Annotated in this window: 14 protein-coding genes; 10 read left to right on the top strand and 4 right to left on the bottom strand. The window is 45.8% G+C overall.

Features of this window, described 5'->3' with window-relative positions:
* Positions 1-91 precede the first annotated feature (91 nt).
* Complete coding sequence (locus GJS45_RS15435) at positions 92-1153, bottom strand: carbon-nitrogen hydrolase family protein (protein ID WP_162342763.1); 1062 nt, start codon at positions 1151-1153, stop codon at positions 92-94.
* Positions 1154-1642: 489 nt separating this feature from the next.
* Between GJS45_RS15435 and GJS45_RS15430 the strand changes: the two genes are divergently transcribed.
* The 10 genes from GJS45_RS15430 to GJS45_RS15385 all read left to right on the top strand — a co-directional run bounded on the left by GJS45_RS15430 (position 1643) and on the right by GJS45_RS15385 (position 14557).
* Positions 1643-2416, top strand: coding sequence for a GntR family transcriptional regulator (locus GJS45_RS15430; protein WP_162342762.1), 774 nt, complete (start codon positions 1643-1645; stop codon positions 2414-2416).
* A 316-nt stretch (positions 2417-2732) separates the two neighbouring features.
* On the top strand, positions 2733-3989 hold the full coding sequence (locus GJS45_RS15425; protein WP_162342761.1) for an MFS transporter: 1257 nt from the start codon (positions 2733-2735) through the stop codon (positions 3987-3989).
* Positions 3990-4022: 33 nt separating this feature from the next.
* A complete protein-coding gene (locus tag GJS45_RS15420; protein ID WP_162342760.1) occupies positions 4023-5516 on the top strand; it encodes an L-fucose/L-arabinose isomerase family protein in 1494 nt (497 codons plus the stop codon).
* 28 nt (positions 5517-5544) lie between these two features.
* Positions 5545-7086, top strand: coding sequence for a sulfatase family protein (locus tag GJS45_RS15415; protein WP_162342759.1), 1542 nt, complete (start codon positions 5545-5547; stop codon positions 7084-7086).
* A gap of 32 nt (positions 7087-7118) precedes the next feature.
* The gene (locus tag GJS45_RS15410; RefSeq protein ID WP_162342758.1) at positions 7119-10088 is read left to right on the top strand and encodes a glycosyl hydrolase; all 2970 of its coding nucleotides are present in this window, start codon (positions 7119-7121) and stop codon (positions 10086-10088) included.
* A gap of 399 nt (positions 10089-10487) precedes the next feature.
* The gene (locus GJS45_RS15405; protein ID WP_235954797.1) at positions 10488-11534 is read left to right on the top strand and encodes a hypothetical protein; all 1047 of its coding nucleotides are present in this window, start codon (positions 10488-10490) and stop codon (positions 11532-11534) included.
* A 346-nt stretch (positions 11535-11880) separates the two neighbouring features.
* Entirely contained in the window at positions 11881-12438 is a 558-nt protein-coding gene (locus tag GJS45_RS15400; protein ID WP_162342756.1) for a Uma2 family endonuclease, read from the top strand.
* Between the two features lie 78 nt (positions 12439-12516).
* On the top strand, positions 12517-13527 hold the full coding sequence (locus GJS45_RS15395; RefSeq protein WP_162342755.1) for a glycoside hydrolase family 43 protein: 1011 nt from the start codon (positions 12517-12519) through the stop codon (positions 13525-13527).
* Positions 13528-13566: 39 nt separating this feature from the next.
* Positions 13567-14223: a hypothetical protein gene (locus tag GJS45_RS15390; RefSeq protein WP_162342754.1), complete on the top strand. Its 657-nt coding sequence runs from the start codon at positions 13567-13569 to the stop codon at positions 14221-14223.
* 130 nt (positions 14224-14353) lie between these two features.
* Positions 14354-14557, top strand: coding sequence for a dodecin family protein (locus tag GJS45_RS15385; protein WP_162342753.1), 204 nt, complete (start codon positions 14354-14356; stop codon positions 14555-14557).
* Positions 14558-14607: 50 nt separating this feature from the next.
* Here GJS45_RS15385 and GJS45_RS15380 read toward each other — a convergent pair whose 3' ends face one another.
* From GJS45_RS15380 to GJS45_RS15370, 3 genes are all read right to left on the bottom strand, one after another.
* Positions 14608-16977, bottom strand: coding sequence for an ABC transporter permease (locus GJS45_RS15380; RefSeq protein ID WP_162342752.1), 2370 nt, complete (start codon positions 16975-16977; stop codon positions 14608-14610).
* Between the two features lie 12 nt (positions 16978-16989).
* Complete coding sequence (locus GJS45_RS15375) at positions 16990-17688, bottom strand: ABC transporter ATP-binding protein (RefSeq protein WP_162342751.1); 699 nt, start codon at positions 17686-17688, stop codon at positions 16990-16992.
* Positions 17689-17778: 90 nt separating this feature from the next.
* A complete protein-coding gene (locus tag GJS45_RS15370; RefSeq protein ID WP_162342750.1) occupies positions 17779-19032 on the bottom strand; it encodes an efflux RND transporter periplasmic adaptor subunit in 1254 nt (417 codons plus the stop codon).
* Positions 19033-19066 lie beyond the last annotated feature (34 nt).

Here is a 19066-nt window from a genome sequence, read left to right as displayed (position 1 = left end):
AACAAACCAAGGCTGGGAAGAATATTATTTAATCTACACTGCGCCACGCTTCGTTTTTTCAAAATGTTTACAAAGATGCTGGTTTAGCAAATCAGTCAACTTTTTTCAATGCCATTGAATTTCTGGCTTTGATTTGAGCCATTTCAGAATCATGCCGGTGTTGGTCGTAGGTTTTCAGGTTAAATTCTTTCAGGATATCGGCAATTAAGATTTCCGGGGATAAACTCTCAATTACCGACCACTCTTCTTCGTGAAAGGTGGTAATGCGAATTTTCCGCCCATATTTTTCCTTGATTTTATCAAAATGCTGAACAAAAGGCCAGGTATGTAAAAATGCTTTTTCCAGGTTTACAGGGGCACAATACCAATTTTTTTCCCAGAACCCGGTTTGTGCCAATTCCCTGCCCGTAATATCCCAAAGTTTGGAACTCCCTTTTCGGGTGCTGGTGGCAAGTACATACCTATGGAGCAAGGCTTTCGCCTGTAGACTTCGGCCACCTCCATAGGCAGACGGCCAGAAAACGATTTCAGCATCCTTATCCTTCAACGATTTCCACCCATCATCCCACAATACATCAAAGCATATCTGTATGCCGACTTTCCCGAAATCCGTCTGGAATACCGGCGGATCAAGTGGGCCGGGTGTAAGTCCGTTATTTATTTCATTTTCGGTCAGGTGGGTCTTCCTGTATTCACCAACCCGTGACCCATTTCTGTCTAATAAGACGGCCGAATTAAATATGTTGCCGTTTTCCTCCGTATTTACCGCAACCACCAGGTAACAACGGTTAGCTTTAGCAAAAGCCTCCATGCGAGGCAAAACGTTATTGGAAAGGACTAATTTCTCCGGTAGGGTATATTTTTTTGCCACGTTGGAGGTGTGAAAAACCTCCGGTAAGCAAATTATGTCGGGTTGGTTCACCAACACCTTTTCCATTAAGGCAAAAATCCGTTCGAACATTTCTTCGGCCGTATCCACGTTAATATCTGTTTGCGAAATACCTGCCACCCATACTTCCCGGGGTAGCTTTTCCGAAACTTCTGAGTGTTGCATTGATTGGCCTTTAGCAGACAGAATACCCATTGCTGAGATACTGGAAGTAAGGGCCGCTGTCTTCAAGAATTTTCTACGGTGATTGGGTTCCTTATCCATTGGGTCTCAACTTAATTCTGTCTTCTGTATATCTTGTAAACGAAATGGTCACTGAATCGGTAATTTACCGAACCTTTTCCATTGGTTATAGAAAAGATTTAAGTATTTGGCTCTATGCCCAGCAGCAGGTGTGAAAAATGGGTCATTTTTATGGAGAAGCCTGTAAAAGGGGATCCTCTTGCAAGGAATAAATGTACCATAGGGCCTGGCAAAAATCTACTTCTTCGGTTAATGTGGACCTAAAATGAAAGACATTGGTCTGATTAAAAGCCTGAGCAAGGGGAAATGGCTTTTAAGAATCTGCAGGTAGCTTCAAAAATCATATGGCTACCGCCCCCGGGATGTTTTTTTGGTTCAGGATAGGGTTTATATCATTTTGATTTAATTTTGGGACTTTAATGGTAAAAAAAATATTGGTGAGCCTGGAATAATCACGCGCGCTCCGGGGCGAAGGGAAACCCGCTATACAATGGAAAAAATCAGAAATAAATGAAGCCAAAATTCGTCAAGATCAGCGATTGGATTATTGAAAAGATTCGGTCCGGGGAATGGTTGCCCGGAGATAAAGTTCCGTCAGAAAATGAATTGATTCATACTTTTGGTGTCAGCAATACCACTGCCCGGAAAAGCCTTCAACTTATTGAGACAAAAGGGTATGCACAACGCATAAAGGGGAAGGGGACTTTTGTGTTAAACAAGACAGAAGACCATCATTTGCTGAGGGTTTTGGGTTCCATAGATGCTACCAGGAGAGGCTTTGATGAAGGGCTGAAGGTGGAAGGCTTCCAACCAAAGACGGTTGTGTTGGAGAAGACCATATTGGATCATGGTATTTCGACTGAGATTAGCGGAAAACACTACATTATGGAAGGACCGGTATTGAAGGTACATCAATTAAGGTACGCCGATGATTTATTGCTGAAAGATGAAACCAAGTATATATCCATAAAGCTATGCCCTCGGATCAACATGCTTTCTACGGATCTTTCATATTTTAAGGTGTACGAAGACAAGTACAATCATAAAATTTCGGATATCAAACAAAACCTGAGCACCATTATACTTCCCCCGGATGATCAGGCCAATAATTTTGAAGTCCAGGAGGCTTTGCCGGTTTTCGTCTTAGATAGTGTGGTTTTGTGTCAACCCGGGACTGTCCTGGAATTGGAAAAATCATTGTACCGGGGCGATAAATATAAATTTGCCATTATTGCCCATCCCGAATACAATGAGATCGTTAATTCTGGTACAAAAAAGGTTTGACCCGTCATTTGAGCTCATTTTTATTTCCACTAATTTTTTTTCTCTGCGGTTGTTGCATGATCATTTTTTGATTTTCTAGCGGCTAAACCTTATTCTTAGGTAATTATTTACCTGTTTAACAAAAATCCGATTGAATTTTTTAACACTTTTATTTTAACATAGTGCGTTAAGAAGTATTTTGAGAAGGTGCTAATAATAGACTAATATTAGGTTTAATACTCAAATTTCACAATAAAATTGTTAAATTATCATTTTTTATTGTTTTTTTAAGTCAAAGGTTATATAATTGTTTTTTATAACCTAGAGCGTTAAGTAAATGAGCCCAAAAATCCGCTGGTACATATTGGCATTGGTATTCCTCGCCACCGGTCTAAATTTTCTGGACCGGCAGGTGTTGTCCATGACCATCATTAAAATCCAGGAGGAGTTGCAAATTTCTGATGTGGAATATGGCTGGGTCAATACCGGGTTTTTGATCAGTTATGCCTTGATGTTTACGGTTGGCGGGCGCTTGATTGATAAGGTTGGGGGCAAGTTAGGGTTAGGGTTGTCTGTGGGGCTATGGTCTGTTGCCAGCGCCCTTCACGGTATCATGAGTAATTTCTACCATTTACTGGGATTTCGGTTTTTACTGGGCATGGGAGAGGGAGGCTGTTTTCCCGGTGCTGCGAAAACGGTTTACGAATGGTTTGATAAAAAAGAAAGGGCCCTGGCCAATGGGGTTGCCATTGGAGGAGCTGCTATAGGGGCGGTCATAGCTCCTCCCCTGACCATCCTGATATCCGGACAATATGGATGGCGCTGGGCTTTTATCATTCCGGGAATCATAGGTGTGGTTTGGGTAATTGCCTGGGTTATTCCCTCCTGGAAAAAAAGCCTGCATGCGGTTTCACAAAGGGCAACAAAGAAAGATACAAGCCCATTGCAGGTTCCCATGCTCCAATTGCTAAAAAACCGAACTGTACAAGCGTTCATCCTGATCCGGTTTTTATTGGACCCGGTATTTTATTTTCTGATGTTTTGGGTTCCCAAATACCTCAATCAGGAAAGAGACCTTTCTTTTGAACGAATTGGGGAATTGTTTTGGATTCCCTTTCTGGCACTGGGTCTTTCCAATATTCTGGGCGGCTGGTGTTCTGACAAACTGGTTTCCCGTAATCTTACGATTAATGCTGCCAGGAAATGGGTCATGGGTTTTGCTGCCGCCCTCACGCTGGTGGCTCCATTTATCTCCACCGTATCTTCGGTTGAAGTGGCCATTTTGCTCATGTCCCTGATGATGCTCGCCCATGGCTTTTGGATTACCAACTACATAACGGCCATAACAGATATTTTCGGCAAATATGCCACTTCCACGGTGGTGGGACTTTCGGGAACAGCGGGAGCTGTTTCCGGCATGATCCTGAATCCGGTGATAGGCTGGGTTGCCCAAAATCACTCTTATGGGCCTTTATGGCTGGTGTCGGGGATCATGTACCCGCTGGCGTTTGTAATACTGATGGTTTTTGTTCCGAAGATTACCTCAATGGAATTTGCAGCAAATGGGCAAATGGGCCATGTCAGAAATGAATAGCCCTTGAAATTTGAAATTTTTAAACATAGAAAAATGAAAAAGCTGATAAAAGACGTAACGTCCGAATCTAAAACCTACCAGCTTGAAAGGCGCATGGAATCAAAACCCAGAATTGGGGTGTTTGGTGTGGGGTATTTCAAATATTGGTCTCAGTTTGAAGGATTATTGGAAGATCTTTTGAAAAAGCAAGGGGTATTCCTGGAGAAATTAAAAAAGCACCAGGTAGAAATCGTTGATTTTGGACTGGTAGATGATGCCCAATCTGCCTATGCTTTGGTGCCAAAACTCAAGGCTGCCCATCTGGATTTGATTTTTTGCGACATGCTCACCTATGCTACTTCCAGCACTTTTGGGGCGGTCATCAAAAATATAGATACCCCAATTGTCCTGGTAGCCTTGCAACCGGACAAAGCGATGGATTATTCCCGGGCATCGACCTACATGCAATTGTATAATGACGATATCTGCTCCCTTCCGGAATTTGCAGGGGTGGCGGTAAGGTTTGGGAAAGAGGTACCGGAGGTCATCATAGGTACACTGCATGATGATCCGGAGGCAGAAGCGTTGATTGGAGAATATTGCCGTATTGCCAAGGTTTTGCACGGGCTAAAAACTGCCAGGATCGGCCATATAGGGCATCCCATAGAAGCCATGCTGGACATGCATACGGATGCGACCATGCTTACCGCCCATTTTGGCGTACATGTGGTGCAGTGTGAGGCCAATCAAATCGTTCATCAGTATGTCAACCAGGTGAGCGACTCGGAAGTAACCCAGGAAGAAAAGCGCATCCTTTCCTTCTTTGACACGCCGGACCCGGTATCTGACCCCATTTCCGAAAAATTAAAGCCAGCCGATTTAAGTGTGGCCGCAAAGGCATCTCTGGCCCTGAAAAAATTCATTGCCAGGGAAGATTTGGATGGTTTGGCCTATTATTATAACGGGGAGGACAACAGCCCTACCCAACTGGTCATGTCTAACCTGATCGTGGGCAACTCCCTGCTAACCAGTTCGGGTTTCCCTATGTGTGGGGAATCGGACTTAAAGACCTGTCTGGCCATGTTTATCATGGACCGCCTGGGGATAGGTGGAAGCTTTGCGGAGTTTCACCCAGTTGATTTCAAGGAGAACTTTATCCTGGTCGGCCATGATGGCCCGCACAATATCTCCATCGCACAGGGGAAGCCTGTCTTGCGGAGTTTAAAGAAATACCACGGAAAGCCCGGTTTTGGAGCGGGGGTCGAATTCAAGATCAAGGAAGGGCCCATTACCATGTTAAGCATAGGCTCAACCTATCAGGGAAAATTCAAATTTGTAATTGCCGAAGGAGAATCGGTGGAAGGCCCCATTCCTCCTACAGGAAATACCAATACCAGGGGTTTCTTTAAACCGGATGTGCGGACCTTTCTTACCAAATGGATCAAGGAAGGGCCTACCCATCATTTTGCCCTGGGTATTGGGCACCATGCCGGCAGCATTCAGAAAATTGCCAACTACCTGCAAATAGAATCGGTGGTGGTATCGTAAACCAAGTGGAATCCAAAACCAAACGCCCATGAAAACCGCTTTTAATCGTGACTTCTTGCTGATCCAAAGGAAATCCAATGCGGGCCGATACGATCGTCCTGTAGGATATAGTAAAGGCTATTTCTATAAACTTTTCAGAAATGTACGTTTATGGGCCTATCCGCTGTCACTGCTTGCCGCCTTGCTGGTTTTTACCAGCTGTTCCCTAAAAGAGGGGGAGGAAAAATCAACCCCGAATATCCTGATTATTCTGACGGATCAGCAAACCAATGATGCCATCAGTTACCTGGGCAACCCCAATTTGGCGACACCCGCGATGGATCAGTTGGCGGCAGAAGGCACTTTCTTTACGGTATCTTATTGTACCAGTCCGGTATGCGGTCCTGCCAGAAGCAGCCTGATTACAGGAATGATGCCCCATGAAACGGGTGTGGTCTGGAATTCCACCCATATTGATTCTTCGGTGCCCACTATTGGCCATCTTTTTCAAGATGCAGGATATCAAACAGCCTGGGCAGGAAAGTGGCACCTACCGCAATCCTACCCTGCAAAAGACAAAATGGATTCTGTGTCTGGGTTTAAAGTGATTCCCTTTCAATCCCTGGATGAGGCCTGGGACCTGGGTGAGGACACTGATGGTCCCATTGCAGATGCAGCAGTAAATTATATACGCGAATATAATGCGGAAACCCCCTTCCTTTTAGCCGTTTCCCTTCACAATCCACATGACATTTGCCATGTGCCGAGAAGGCCTGGAGAATATGCCGGGCCCGATGAGTTGGATAACCTGCCTCCTTTGCCTCCCAATTTTGAAATTGCCGAATACGAGCCGGAATTCCTTGACGAGAAGCGGTTGATGGACCATTACGGAGATGAACTGCTGTTAACCAAAGACTACACCCCCGAAGACTGGCGAGCCTACCTGTACCATTATTACCGGTTTACGGAAATGGTAGACAAAGAAATAGGAAAAATAATGGAGGCACTTAAATCCGCAGGGCTGGATGAAAATACGATTGTGGTCCTGACCAGCGAACATGGGGATGGTGCCGCTGCACACCGCTGGGCGGCCAAATTGAGTTTATATGAAGAGGCAGCTACGGTTCCGTTTATTATCCGCTGGAAGGGGCATATCCCTTCCGGAAGTATAAATCGGGACCAATTGGTATCCGGAATAGACCTGGCTCCAACTTTATTGGATTATGCCGGTGTCGGAAATAATGTCCAATTTACCGGCAAAAGCCTAAAGCCGGTGTTGGACGATCCCCGGGAGAATTTACGGGACTATTTAGTCGTGCAGTTGGCCGACGATAAACTGGATTCCAGCAGGCATGCAAGAATGATTCGGAACAAGCGCTTTAAATATAACCTGTATAATCAGGGAGAACGAAACGAGCAATTGTTTGATTTGTGGAAGGATCCGGGCGAAACAACTAACCTGGCCTATAAAGAAAATTACCTGTCTGTTAAAAATACGTTGAAGGCAGCATTATCAGCATGGATCAGGGATAGCGGCGATCCGTTTCTGGAATGGCATCCCCTGCCGGAACACAGCTCGCTTACCCAATAGTAACGAATTTTAAACCCCACAATCTCCAGACCATGAATACAAAATTCAAATACATCCTTATCCTGGCGGTTTTTTTTGCCGGGCTTATTTTGCCGGGTTTTGGACAAAATAGCCCGGAATATGAAACGTTTCGGCGAGGCTTCCAAAACCCGCCTGCTACTGCCCGTCCCCATGTCTACCATTGGTGGCTGGGTGGCCACGTGGACAGCCTTCGGTTAATGGAAGAAATTCATGCATTTAAGGAAGCCGGGGTATCTGGTTTTACCATATTCGAAATTGGTTCCAGGGATACCGTTCTGGTGGGAACAGGTCCGGAGTTTTTGGGGGAGGAGTCGCTGAAAACCATTCAATTTGCGGTGGAGGAGGCCGGGAAACTGGGATTGGAAGTAGGATTGAATACGGCCAGTAGCTGGAATGCGGGAGGAAACTGGCTAACTCCGGAGCATGCAGCCAAATCCATCTATCAATCAAAAGTTAATCTGAGTGGAGGTAAAAATCAAAAAGTCACCATTCCTTTTCCCGAAATACCGGAAACCGATCCAAGAGGCAGAAAGCGGATGATCGAATTCGGAGCGGATGGTAAACCGGTTTATGCAGCCGAAATCGTCCTGCTGGCGATTCCAGAATTTTCAGGAGAAAGTCTGACAGATACCAGCCAAATCCGGGATATTTCCGAATTTTTCAATCCGGAAACGGAGATACTGGATTGGGAAGCACCGGAAGGGGAATGGAAAATTGTCCGGTACGTATGTTCCAATTCGGGCGAAAACCTGATCTTGCCCAGTAAATATTCCGCGGGTCCCATCGTGGATCATTACGATGCGGATGCCACAGCCTTTCATTTCAATTACATCATCGACCGATTGCAATCGGTGTTGGGAGACCTGAGGCAAACGGCCCTGAAAAGCCTCTATATGGCCAGCTACGAGGCCCGAGGCTTTACCTGGACACCCACGCTTCCGGAGAAATTCAAGACGATCAACGGATACGCTGTCAAAAAACTCCTGCCTATCCTATTTGAAGAAGCGGAATTTTCAGCCGAAACAACCGCCAATTTCCGGGCTGATTTTCAGCGGACCTTATCCGAACTGATGATCCAGAATTTTTACATGAAATCCAAAGAAGTATGCAATGCCCACGGCCTCAAAAACAACAGTGAGGCCGGAGGACCCGGTCTTCCCCTGCACAATGTTCCCGTGGAACCGTTAAAAGCCTTGGGCAAAGGGCTAGACATTCCCAGAGGTGAATTCTGGATCAATCACGGCCGGTACAATGAAGACGGAATGGATATTTTGCGGGTAGTGAAAGAAGTTTCTTCGGCGGCTCACATCTATGGTCTGGGAATTGTCGAAATGGAAGCCTTCACTTCATTCCAACACTGGCAGGAAGGCCCCTTTGAGATGAAACCAATCGGAGACCGGGCTTTTGCCGAAGGCATGAATAAGGTGGTCGTACATGGGTCCACTCATAATCCCGAAGGAACCGGTTTTCCCGGCATTGTCTATCATGCCGGCACCCACTATAACGACAAGCGGGTATGGTGGCCCAAAATCCGGCCTTTTAATGAATACCTGGCGCGGGTTTCCTATATCCTTCAGGAAGCCGATTTTAAAGCTGACTTCCTTTACTATTATGGGGATACCATTCCCAATTATGGGGGGCATAAACGGGGTAGGTTCTCCCCGGGGGCAGGTTACGATTATGAACTGGTCAATACGGAAATTCTGCTGGGGCTGGAAGTGCAGGATGGCGAGATCATTAACCCCCGAAATGGAGCAAAATTCAACGTTCTGGCATTGACGGAGGAGCATGAAATCCATCCAGAAGTTTTGCTTAAGCTGAAAGATATGGCAGAAAAGGGAGCGATGATTTTCGGTCCGAGGCCAAAAGGAATCACAGAACGGAAAATGAAGCGAGGTATGCCGGAAATGGAAGGATGGCTGGAAGAGCTATGGCAACCCTTTAATCCCAAAAATTTCAATCCCGAAGAAAGCGTCATTTACATAGATGCAGCCCCAACTGAACTAATGGAGGCACTGGGGGTAGCGCCAGATCTTGATTACGAAGACAAAGCGTTTTATACCTTGGACTATACCCATTACCAAAAGGGAGAGCTGGCTTTCTATTTTGTGGTCAATACCACAGGGGACTGGCTTTCGAGAAATGTGCATTTTCGGCAGCAAGACAAAGTTCCTGAGATATGGGACCCGGTGACTGGTCAGATTAGCCAAGTTGGGGTCTATGAACAAAAAGAGGATCAACTCAGCCTTCCCCTGACACTGGCCCCGTATGAAAGTAAATTTGTAACCTTTGCTCCCGGGAAAGCAACGAACCATTATTCTCAAATCGTTGGCGCTGGTTTACATCCCCCAAAGGTTAGCTATAAGGCGGATGGAATAGAGATCTGGGAAGAGGGAATTTTCGTATTGTATGATGAAGAGGGCTCAAATGAAATCCATGCCAGCATCCATGAAAAGGAGATTGATGGGGCTTGGGAGGTATTCTTTCCGGAAGGTTGGGGTGCTCCGGAAAAAGCGATTTTTCCGGAACTGACATCCTGGACAGCATCCGGAGTGGAAGGCATCCGCTACTTTTCCGGCGCTGCTCGCTACGAAAAGGAATTCGTCCATGCCCTGCATCCTACCGACCATGCCGATGCCAAAACCTATCTTGATCTGGGAGACCTTTCGCATGTGGCAGAGGTCTGGCTGAACGATGAGCGCCTGGGCATTACCTGGGCCAAGCCGTACCGCTTTGATGTGACCGATCTGCTTCGCCCCGGGATCAATACCTTACGCATTGAAGTAGCCAATACCTGGTCCAACCGGATTACGGGAGATGCCATAACCGGAGAAACGTACACCCAAACCCATATCGAGGAAACCAATATCAAGGGGATTGGGCATATCCGGGTACCCTGGGAGGAGGCACCCTTGATTCCGTCCGGCTTGTTTGGGCCGGTTACGCTACGTACCCTTGTACCGGTCAAACTACCTCAGTAGCTCCAGGCAGCGAGGATTTTTTCCGATCATATGGTACCCCAAAGGGATCAACCGGTCCCAGCCTGGGGGATCGGTACTCCGGAAGAATCAGTATCCCTTCAGTTAGGAGACAAAACGGCAGCTATATTCATGGCTGCATAGAGCTACCCATGACGCATGTCATATTTTTCATTGGTATCAGTCATAGAGGATCAACGCCTGGCTCACTAAATTTGCAATGTTAATACGTTAATGATGAGTTATATCTGGCATTTATCCACTTTATTTTCAAGGGGATGTGGTTTTTTACCGAAAGCCCTCAGAGGATTAATTTTATTTGCTGTCCTTATGGTTTCTTCAAACAATAATTTGTTCTCCCAGGCCTGGGTTTTTAACCCATTTAAGGTTCAGATTGATCCTATGGAAAAGCTCTTATTAGTCAATTTTGAAAAAGATCCCGATTCACTTTATATCGGCTTTGAACCACAGGTATTCGATGATGATAAAAACGGTAGCGGGCATTTGGTCATCGGTTGGCGGGTGGATGGAAAGGTAGATGTCTATCACCAACCTTCTTTAACCCTGGACCAGGCCAAATATGACATCGTGGGCAAAGGGCTGGCCAATATGGTTGAAGTGGAAATGCCCCTTGCTTCTTTTGAAGTAAATGATTTCGGGGTGCAAGCGGATTACCAATTCATTGACCTTTTGGGCAGAACCATAAAAGTCAAGATCTTTGAGTACAACCCTAAGCGGCGAAAACCTTTTGGGCTGCTGGCTCCGATGGGGGATGCTGCCGAAAACCCTTCCGCCATGCCTTTGGTGTTGCTGCACGATTTTTATTTTGTCAGGAGGAAAAACACTGATTTTCATGTATCCATTGATGGGAAAGTTCATTTGCCGGATGTTCTTCCGGTACCTATGGACTGGATGAATATGTATTTTGCCAGGTACAGCCCCAAGCCTTTGATCGCTACCTTAAACCCGGCCTACGATGGGCCTCTATCACAGGAAGTGGTGGACGAGGGAGTAGAACAAGTTACTCAGGAAAATACAACGTTGGAATTGGAGTGGGAGGGCGGTTTTCCTAAATTAAAATCCCTTATCAGACACAACCTGGTGCACGATATCAAGTTTTCGTTTGATCCTGCCTTTCCCCATTTGGAAGGTGTGAAGGCAGGAACATCTCAAGAAGGACATTTTTTGGTTGAAGGCCACCCGTCTACGGGTTCGATAGCCGGAGAATATTTGATCTGTGCCAATAAAGAAAGTATCCTCATGGTGTTGGTCCCTTCCAAGGGATGGAAACCCAAGCCAACAAAGATATCACTGAGGATTTTGTATGCCGTAGGTAAGGTATTCAAGCAGTGGCCCGGTACTTACAGGTGGGAAGCCAGGCTGGAAAAATCCAAAGAAGGGGAATGGCACATGAAATCACATTGGAAAAGGACAGGGAAGATATTATAAGTATGAAATAAGTCTCAGTAATATTTACGGGAAGTATGGAAAAGGTAGTTTTTATTATCTTTTTCATACATAGAGGCATTCGTTTGTTGGGTTTCTAAAAAGGCATTTGGAGAGGTTAAACCCGGATCATGTATTGGCTTTCGTTATGAAGGCTAAACTTGCAAGAAAATCCGGCAGTTTGGAAACTAGCACCGCTATGGTGAAGTTGAAAACTGCAACGAAGTGACTGATTTTGAAGTAATTTCAGTCTGTAATTTTCATGAAAAGCGGAAACGCTACGTTATCAAACCCACTGGCATTTAAACCTGAAATTGACTATCTTTAGAAATAGAATAAGCGGAATAGTATGGCAACTGAAGTAATAAAACGGTTGATCAATGTAGAGGAATACCACAAAATGGCGGAGATGGGCATTTTTAAGCCGGATGACCGTTTGGAACTGATACACGGTGAAATATACGAGATGAGCCCCATTGGAAGTAAACACGCAGGTATAGTAAATAAATTGGCCAGCTTGTTCAATGGGTTGTTTAAAGGTAAGGTAGTTATCGGTGTTCAAAATCCAGTTCAAATCGATGTTAGGAATGAGCCCGAACCGGACATTTCCCTGTTAAAGTACCGCCCGGACTTTTATGCCTCCGCACATCCGGTTCCTGCCGATGTGCTGGCCATCATCGAAGTGTCCGATGCGTCTATTCGGTTTGATAGGGAAGTAAAGTTGCCCCTCTATGCCTCACACGGCATTCCGGAATACTGGATGATCGATCTGGGTAACAATTGGATTGAAGTCCATACGAATCCGAAAAAAGGAACCTATGCCAGCATCCAACGATACCTGCCCGGCGAGGAAATTTCCCTGATGGAGCATAAACTTTCTGTGAACGAGGTGCTTATTTTGCGTTAGTTTGGTGTCTTTTTTTTGAAAGCCATTCCGCCATTTCCTTTTTGCTACGTTGCATTTCAACTTAACCGACCCAACCCCATGAAACAGTTAATCGCCGTATTCCTTTTTATGCTGGCCGTACAACCTCTGGCTTTTTCCCAAAACCGCCTGCCGGAAATCAGGGAAAATATTCCCCTGGATTCCATTAGGCTAAGCGACCCCTGTATATTGTCAGATCCGGAAACTTCCATGTACTACATGACCGGAACGGGAGGCTTGCTCTGGAAAAGCAAAGACCTGAATCTTTGGACCGGGCCTTATCAGGTAGTACAAACCGATCCTGATTCCTGGATGGGTCCCCGACCGATGATCTGGGCTGCAGAACTTCACCACTATAAGGATAAGTACTACAACTTTGCCACCTTTACCAACCGGGAGGTAAAAATCGATACGGTAAAAGGGAATGTGATCGAACGCAGGGCCTCCCATATCTTGGTTAGCGATAAGGCGGAAGGACCGTATCGGCCTATGGAAGATCCGACCTACCTGCCTGCTGACAAACCGACGCTGGACGGAACCTTCTGGGTGGATGAAGACGGTAAACCTTATATGGTATACTGTTACGAGTGGCTGCAAAACTGGAACGGGACCATCGAAAAAATCGAATTGAAACCCGATCTGAGTGGCTCGGTGGGAGAAAGCGAGCTCCTTTTCAAAGCCAGTGAATCCCCCTGGAGCCGGGAGCGCAATGATGCAGGAGATACCATTCCCAACAAGGTCACGGACGGGCCCTGGTTGTTTGAAACCCAAACCGGGAAGCTGGGCATGCTCTGGACCAGCTGGGTGTTTGGTGATTATACCCAGGGGCTGGCCTATTCGGAAAGCGGGACCTTGGATGGTCCCTGGATACATGAAGAGGATCCCATCACTCCCCCAAACTATGGGCATGGGATGTTGTTCAGGACTTTTGAGGGACAACTGCTGATGGCCGTCCATAGCCACCGGGTAGGGGAGAATGGCCGGTACATACGGATCCCCAAACTTTTTGAAGTGGATGATTCGGGAGATAAACTGGTCCTGGGACAGCCATTTAGCGGCAATGTATACTAATAACCTTAACTAAGCGTTCTTTAGTTAAAAAGGGGTTCGATGGTAAGAAATACTGCCTTTCTTGTTTTATTGATGCTTGTGTTTTCGTGTTCTGAGGATATCCCCTCACCAGGAGAGCCGGAAGAATTAGAAGAGCCTACGGAAGTGGAGGAGACTACCGAAGATCCCGCCTATCCGATATGCGGATTTGAGTTGGATCAGGAGGGAGATCCCTTACCGCTGATAGGCGATTGGGAGTTTGTCGGTTTTGAACATCTGGAAACAGGCAATTTTTACCCCTATACCTGTACAGCGAGATTGGCTCATCTTACCCATTATCAGGGAGGATACGATAATCGGCTGGAAGAATATGATTTTCCACTTTACCTGAAGTTAACGAATCAGAAATGGGCGGAGGAAGATCAAGCATGTCAGGGAAGATTTAAACTAGAAACCAGGACCCATTTGGGAGTACTTCATTCCTGCTTTTCTTATGATGAGCAGGGAGCGATTAAATTTGAAGTGGGGCTTCCCTATTGGGATTTTCCGGAAGGCGGCACCATTATTTTTCCGGAGGAAAGCCACCATATCGCCTATTCGCAGGGTCTTGAGAAGGCTGTTTCTTACGAAATTGAGGCCAACCGGCTGTATGTGTATTACGATAGCGAGGACTACCGCATGGTGTTTTTAGCATTGGTGGAAAATGAGCCAAGTTAACCCATAGCAGATTATTGATGATTAATTAATTGGCTAATTATAAGCAAATTAAGGCATAATGTTTGCTCAACTCTATCCTAGAATGAAGGCCAGGTTGGCTTTCGATATCTAACGTTAAACCCGAAACGCTATGGGAATTGTAAAAGTGATAGAAGTAATTGCCAGTTCTGAAAAAAGTTTTGATGATGCCACAAAAAATGCGTTAACAGAAGCTTCGAAGTCGGTTAAAAACATCAAATCCATTTACGTCAAGCATTTTAACGCCAATGTGGAAAACAACCAAATTGTTTCCTATGGGGTTAATGCAAAAATTTCATTTGAAATCAATCAATAATAAGCCCAAAACACCAAAGAAGGTACTGTTGGCCCTTCTTTGGTGTTTTTTTATTCTGTTTTTAGCGCATGAACGGCATTTGTCCCTGTCGCACGCAGCGCCTGCAGGGTGACCGTAAGAAAGGCGATGGAAAAGATTACCAGGGCCGACAAAGGAACAATCCACCATTCAAAATCGATCCGGTAAGCATACCCGGACAACCATTCTTTCATTAACCAATAGGCCAGTCCCGAACCCAGCAAAATGGAAAGGGCGACAATAAATATAAACTCCCGGTTGATTACATTTAAAATCGAAAGCGTGGATGCTCCCAGGACTTTTCGAATGCCAATTTCTTTGGTTTTTTGCTCCGCAATATGCGCAGACAGGCCCAGTAGACCCAAACAAGAAATGAGGATGGCCAAAAGGCTGAAATACTTCGCCAGCTCCCTGATTCTCACATCGTCACTGTAAAGTTTAGCATAGTTTTCATCCATAAAGTTGTACTGAAAGGGATAGTCAGGATTCAATGTTTCGGCTATGGATTGAATAGTTGCGATGGTATTTTGCATATCCACAGTCTCCACCCTGACAAAACCCTTGGAAGCATATTCAGGATCAAGTACAATAATTGCGGGTTCTATTTGTTCCCTGAAACTTTGAAAGTGAAAATTTTCCACTACACCGGTGATTTCCCGTATATCGTCCCCAATTTTGAAGCCCAATGCCTGAGGGTCATCCTGAACAATCAATTCATAAGCCCTCTGGTTGATAATGGCTCCTTGGAGGGAATCGGCGCCTTTTTCGGGAGAAAAGCTTTCTCCCCTTACCAGATTCATACCCAGCGTTTCTAAGAAATCGTAGTCCACTTCAATAATTTCGAAAAGGGCTGTAAAATCGGGATCTTTTCCTTCCCAATGGATATTTCCGGTATTTCTGTTTCTTCCCAACAAGGAATGGTTGGACCTGCTTGCGCCTTTTACCTCCGGAAGCCGCTCAAGCTGGTTTTTAAATACCTCAAAGTTTTCACTCAATTTCCCTTCTAATGGAATCACCAACAATTGCTCCTTATTGTAGCCAAGGTTGTGTTGCAGGGCAAAACTGATTTGCTGGTAGACGACTAGGGTAGAAATGATAAGGATGGTGGCCAATATAAACTGAAACAATACCAGTCCCTTCCTGGCCCTGACCACGTTTTTTCCGGCATTGGAATGGTTTTTAAATACAGCCACTACCTTGGTGGCCGTCAGGTAAAACGCAGGGTAACTACCAGCCAACAGGCCAGTGAACATTACAATGGCTAACATTTGAATCCAAAAAAACCACTCTCCATATGGGACCGACGTGGTCTTTCCTGAAAGGTCGTTAAAAACAGGTAAGGAAATTTCCACCAGTAAAAGTGCCATAAGGGCGGCAAAAAAGGTGATAAAAATAGATTCTGTCAGGAACTGCACCATCAAGGCCCCATTTTCTGCCCCTACCACTTTTCTCACCCCTACTTCCCTGGCCCGCTTCTGAGACTTGGCGGTAGAAAGGTTCATAAAATTGATACAAGCAATCAACAGAATAAAAAATCCGATAAGGGCAAACAACTTTACATAGGAAAACCTTCCTGCCACCTGCTCGCCTCCCTTAAACTGCCCGTGTAAGTAAAGGTCCTCCTGGGGGAAGGCAAAAAGCTGAACGGAACTTCCTTCATTCCGCTCATTGATAAAATTTTCAATTTTTTGGGAAAATTTTCCGGGATCGGATTCCTTACTTAACCTTACCAAGGTGCTGGGCCCATTGCTTCCCCAATTTTGTAACCAGCCATTAAAGGGTTTGTCAAACATTAGCTGATAAGGCAAAATGTAATCAAATTGTACGCTGCTGGTAGAAGGCAGGTCTGCCAATATACCCTGCACCACGAAAGGAACCCGCTCCATTCCATCATTCAACAATATGGTCTCTCCCTCCACGTCTGTCCGCCCGAAAAGTTTATTGGCTGCGTCCTCCGTCAATACAATATGGCTTTTGTCCATCAATAGTTTTTCCCTGTTCCCATAGAGCAAATCAAACTTTTGGATGTGCAGGTAATCCGCTTCTGCATAAAATCCGTTCAGTCGGATTTTTTTATCCGCGTATTGAAATAGGTTTTCTTCCATCCATGAAAAATTAGCGGCCTTTTCCACCTCAGGGTATATTGCTTTCAGCTCTCTGGCCAGGATGCCAGGCGTGGAAGTGGTGGTGAATACCTCCGTGCCATAGGTCTGGTGTTCCATGATCCGGTAAACCTGTTCGGACCCATCCAGGTCCCGGTCTATGGTATATTCATGTTGAACCCACAATCCTATTAAAATGGCCGCCCAAAGTCCCAGTCCCAGGCCGACCAGGTTAATGAAAAAGGTCAGCTTGTGCCGGATAAAACCCCTTATCGCAATTTTAAAATGGTTTTTGAACATAAGAAACCCTACCTAAATGTGAAATTGTTCCCGGATGTTTTCAGTCACCACCTTGCCATCAAAAAGGTTGATGATCCGGTGGGCGTAGTTGGCGTCATGAGGGGAGTGGGTGACCATGACGATGGTGGTCCCTTCATTGTTCAGCTCTTCCAAAAGGCGCATCACCTCTTCTCCATTGGCGGAGTCCAGGTTTCCGGTAGGCTCATCTGCCAGGATCACCGCCGGTTTGGCCACGATGGCCCTGGCGATGGCCACCCGCTGCTGCTGACCACCGGAAAGCTGTTGGGGAAAATGATTCTTCCGGTGCATGATGTTCATTCTGGTCAATACTTCCTCCACCTTCTTTTTCCTTTCTTCGGCCGGGATTTTAAGGTACAGGAGAGGCAATTCCACATTCTCAAAGCAGGTGAGTTCGTCGATCAGGTTAAAACTCTGAAAGACAAACCCAATGTTTCCCTTCCTAAGCTGAGACCGCTGCCTTTCCGAAAAATGAGCCACTTCTTTTTCCAGAAAGTAATATTCGCCTTCGTCAGGATTGTCCAACAGGCCAATGATATTCAGTAGGGTGGACTTGCCACATCCGGAAGGCCCCATGATGGCGACAAATTCTCCCTTTTTTATTTCGATTTGGATATCGTCCAGGGCAGTAGTCTCTACCTCTTCGGTGGTGTACCGCTTTTTTAATTGGTTGGTTTTGATAATGTGTTGCATTTTTTCAGCTATTTGTTATACCCTTTAAGTTCCATTTCAATCTTTTCCCATAGCGGGAATTGTCACTAGCTACCGTCCATTCTAGCTTCTTTAACGGCTCAGGTTCAGAACCTCATTTTTCCCGAAATTTTCATAGCCGCTGACAATCACTTTTTCCCCTTCTCCGAGTCCCTCGATCACCTCGTAGTACTCTGGGTTTTTCCGACCCAGGCGGATAGTTCTTTTTTCCGCTTTTCCTGTTTCCTCATTGACCACGAATACCCAATTGCCTCCGGTGTCTTTGTAAAACCCGCCGGTCGGCAGCAATACCGCCTGTTCGCTTTCTCCCAACTCCAATCGGATCCGGACCGTTTGCCCCCTGCGAATACCGGAAGGGGCATCATCGGTAAACACCATGTCGACCTCAAACCGGCCTCCAGTCACACTGGGATAAATCTTTGCGATCTCAAGTTCGTAGGTTTCGCCTGAAAAAGTAAAGGTTCCCTTCAGACCTGTATTGATCCTGGGCAGGTACAGTTCATCAATTTGTACCCGGGCTTTGAATTTATCGATGATATCGATTTGCCCGTAGCGTTCTCCGGCGTTTATGGATTGCCCCACTTCAATTTGCTCGGTGGTCAATTGCCCGTCGATGGGTGCTTTTACCACCAGGTTATCCAAAATGTGCCCCACTCCGTTCAGCGACTGGTTCATCCTTGCTTCTGAATCCCTCAGTTGTTTTTTCTGAATGGAGCGCGCTATGGAATCATTCCTATAGGAGGCATAGGTCAGTCGCTGCCGCTTCAAATTGTACTCGTATTCCTCTTTTACCTCCTCAAGCTCCCTGTCGGAAATCAGTTTTTTTTCATGCAATTCCCTGAACCGATCATATTGGGGCCTGAGCAAATTGATTTGGTAATCGATTTCCGCCAGTTGCGCTTGTTGGCTGAGGTCGTTTTGGTCTAAAAGCAGGCGTGTCTGTCTCAGATTGTTGATTTGAAAGTAGAGGTCGGTCTCGCGTTGCATGACATCAAGTTGAAGGTTGGAATTGGTCAATAACAATATGGTATCCCCCTTTTTCACCATGGAGCCGGATTCCCGGATAATTTCCTGAATATTCCCCCGCTCGATGGCATCCAGGTAAAAAATTTCTCCTGGTTCGACGATCCCGCTCACGGGAATATAATCCGTAAATTCACCTCTTGTCACATTGGCAATCGTCAGTCGTTCCCGATCCACATTCATCGATGACCGGGCATCTGCAAAAACCAATTGGTAAATGATAAATCCCAAAAGCACACTACCGGCGAGCACGCTTCCGATCAATTTTGGTGTCCAGGTTTTCTTTTTAATCTTTCTGTCCATTTCTTGGAGCCTGTTTTTATTCTCCCTGACTTAG

Source organism: Cyclobacterium salsum (assembly GCF_010119245.1).
Lineage (GTDB): Bacteria > Bacteroidota > Bacteroidia > Cytophagales > Cyclobacteriaceae > Cyclobacterium > Cyclobacterium salsum.
The sequence above is the reverse complement of the archived record's forward strand: the minus strand, read 5'-3'. Positions and strand labels throughout refer to the sequence as shown.

Excerpts from the sequence above, each read along its gene's own strand:
- GJS45_RS15395 (WP_162342755.1), top strand. The coding sequence starts at position 12,517 with ATGAAACAGTTAATCGCCGTATTCCTTTTTATGCTGGCCGTACAACCT.
- GJS45_RS15430 (WP_162342762.1), top strand. The coding sequence starts at position 1,643 with ATGAAGCCAAAATTCGTCAAGATCAGCGATTGGATTATTGAAAAGATT.
- GJS45_RS15415 (WP_162342759.1), top strand. The coding sequence starts at position 5,545 with ATGAAAACCGCTTTTAATCGTGACTTCTTGCTGATCCAAAGGAAATCC.
- GJS45_RS15400 (WP_162342756.1), top strand. The coding sequence starts at position 11,881 with ATGGCAACTGAAGTAATAAAACGGTTGATCAATGTAGAGGAATACCAC.
- GJS45_RS15385 (WP_162342753.1), top strand. The coding sequence starts at position 14,354 with ATGGGAATTGTAAAAGTGATAGAAGTAATTGCCAGTTCTGAAAAAAGT.
- GJS45_RS15410 (WP_162342758.1), top strand. The coding sequence starts at position 7,119 with ATGAATACAAAATTCAAATACATCCTTATCCTGGCGGTTTTTTTTGCC.
- GJS45_RS15370 (WP_162342750.1), bottom strand. The coding sequence starts at position 19,032 with ATGGACAGAAAGATTAAAAAGAAAACCTGGACACCAAAATTGATCGGA.
- GJS45_RS15375 (WP_162342751.1), bottom strand. The coding sequence starts at position 17,688 with ATGCAACACATTATCAAAACCAACCAATTAAAAAAGCGGTACACCACC.
- GJS45_RS15390 (WP_162342754.1), top strand. The coding sequence starts at position 13,567 with ATGGTAAGAAATACTGCCTTTCTTGTTTTATTGATGCTTGTGTTTTCG.
- GJS45_RS15380 (WP_162342752.1), bottom strand. The coding sequence starts at position 16,977 with ATGTTCAAAAACCATTTTAAAATTGCGATAAGGGGTTTTATCCGGCAC.
- GJS45_RS15405 (WP_235954797.1), top strand. The coding sequence starts at position 10,488 with ATGGAAAAGCTCTTATTAGTCAATTTTGAAAAAGATCCCGATTCACTT.
- GJS45_RS15435 (WP_162342763.1), bottom strand. The coding sequence starts at position 1,153 with ATGGATAAGGAACCCAATCACCGTAGAAAATTCTTGAAGACAGCGGCC.
- GJS45_RS15425 (WP_162342761.1), top strand. The coding sequence starts at position 2,733 with ATGAGCCCAAAAATCCGCTGGTACATATTGGCATTGGTATTCCTCGCC.
- GJS45_RS15420 (WP_162342760.1), top strand. The coding sequence starts at position 4,023 with ATGAAAAAGCTGATAAAAGACGTAACGTCCGAATCTAAAACCTACCAG.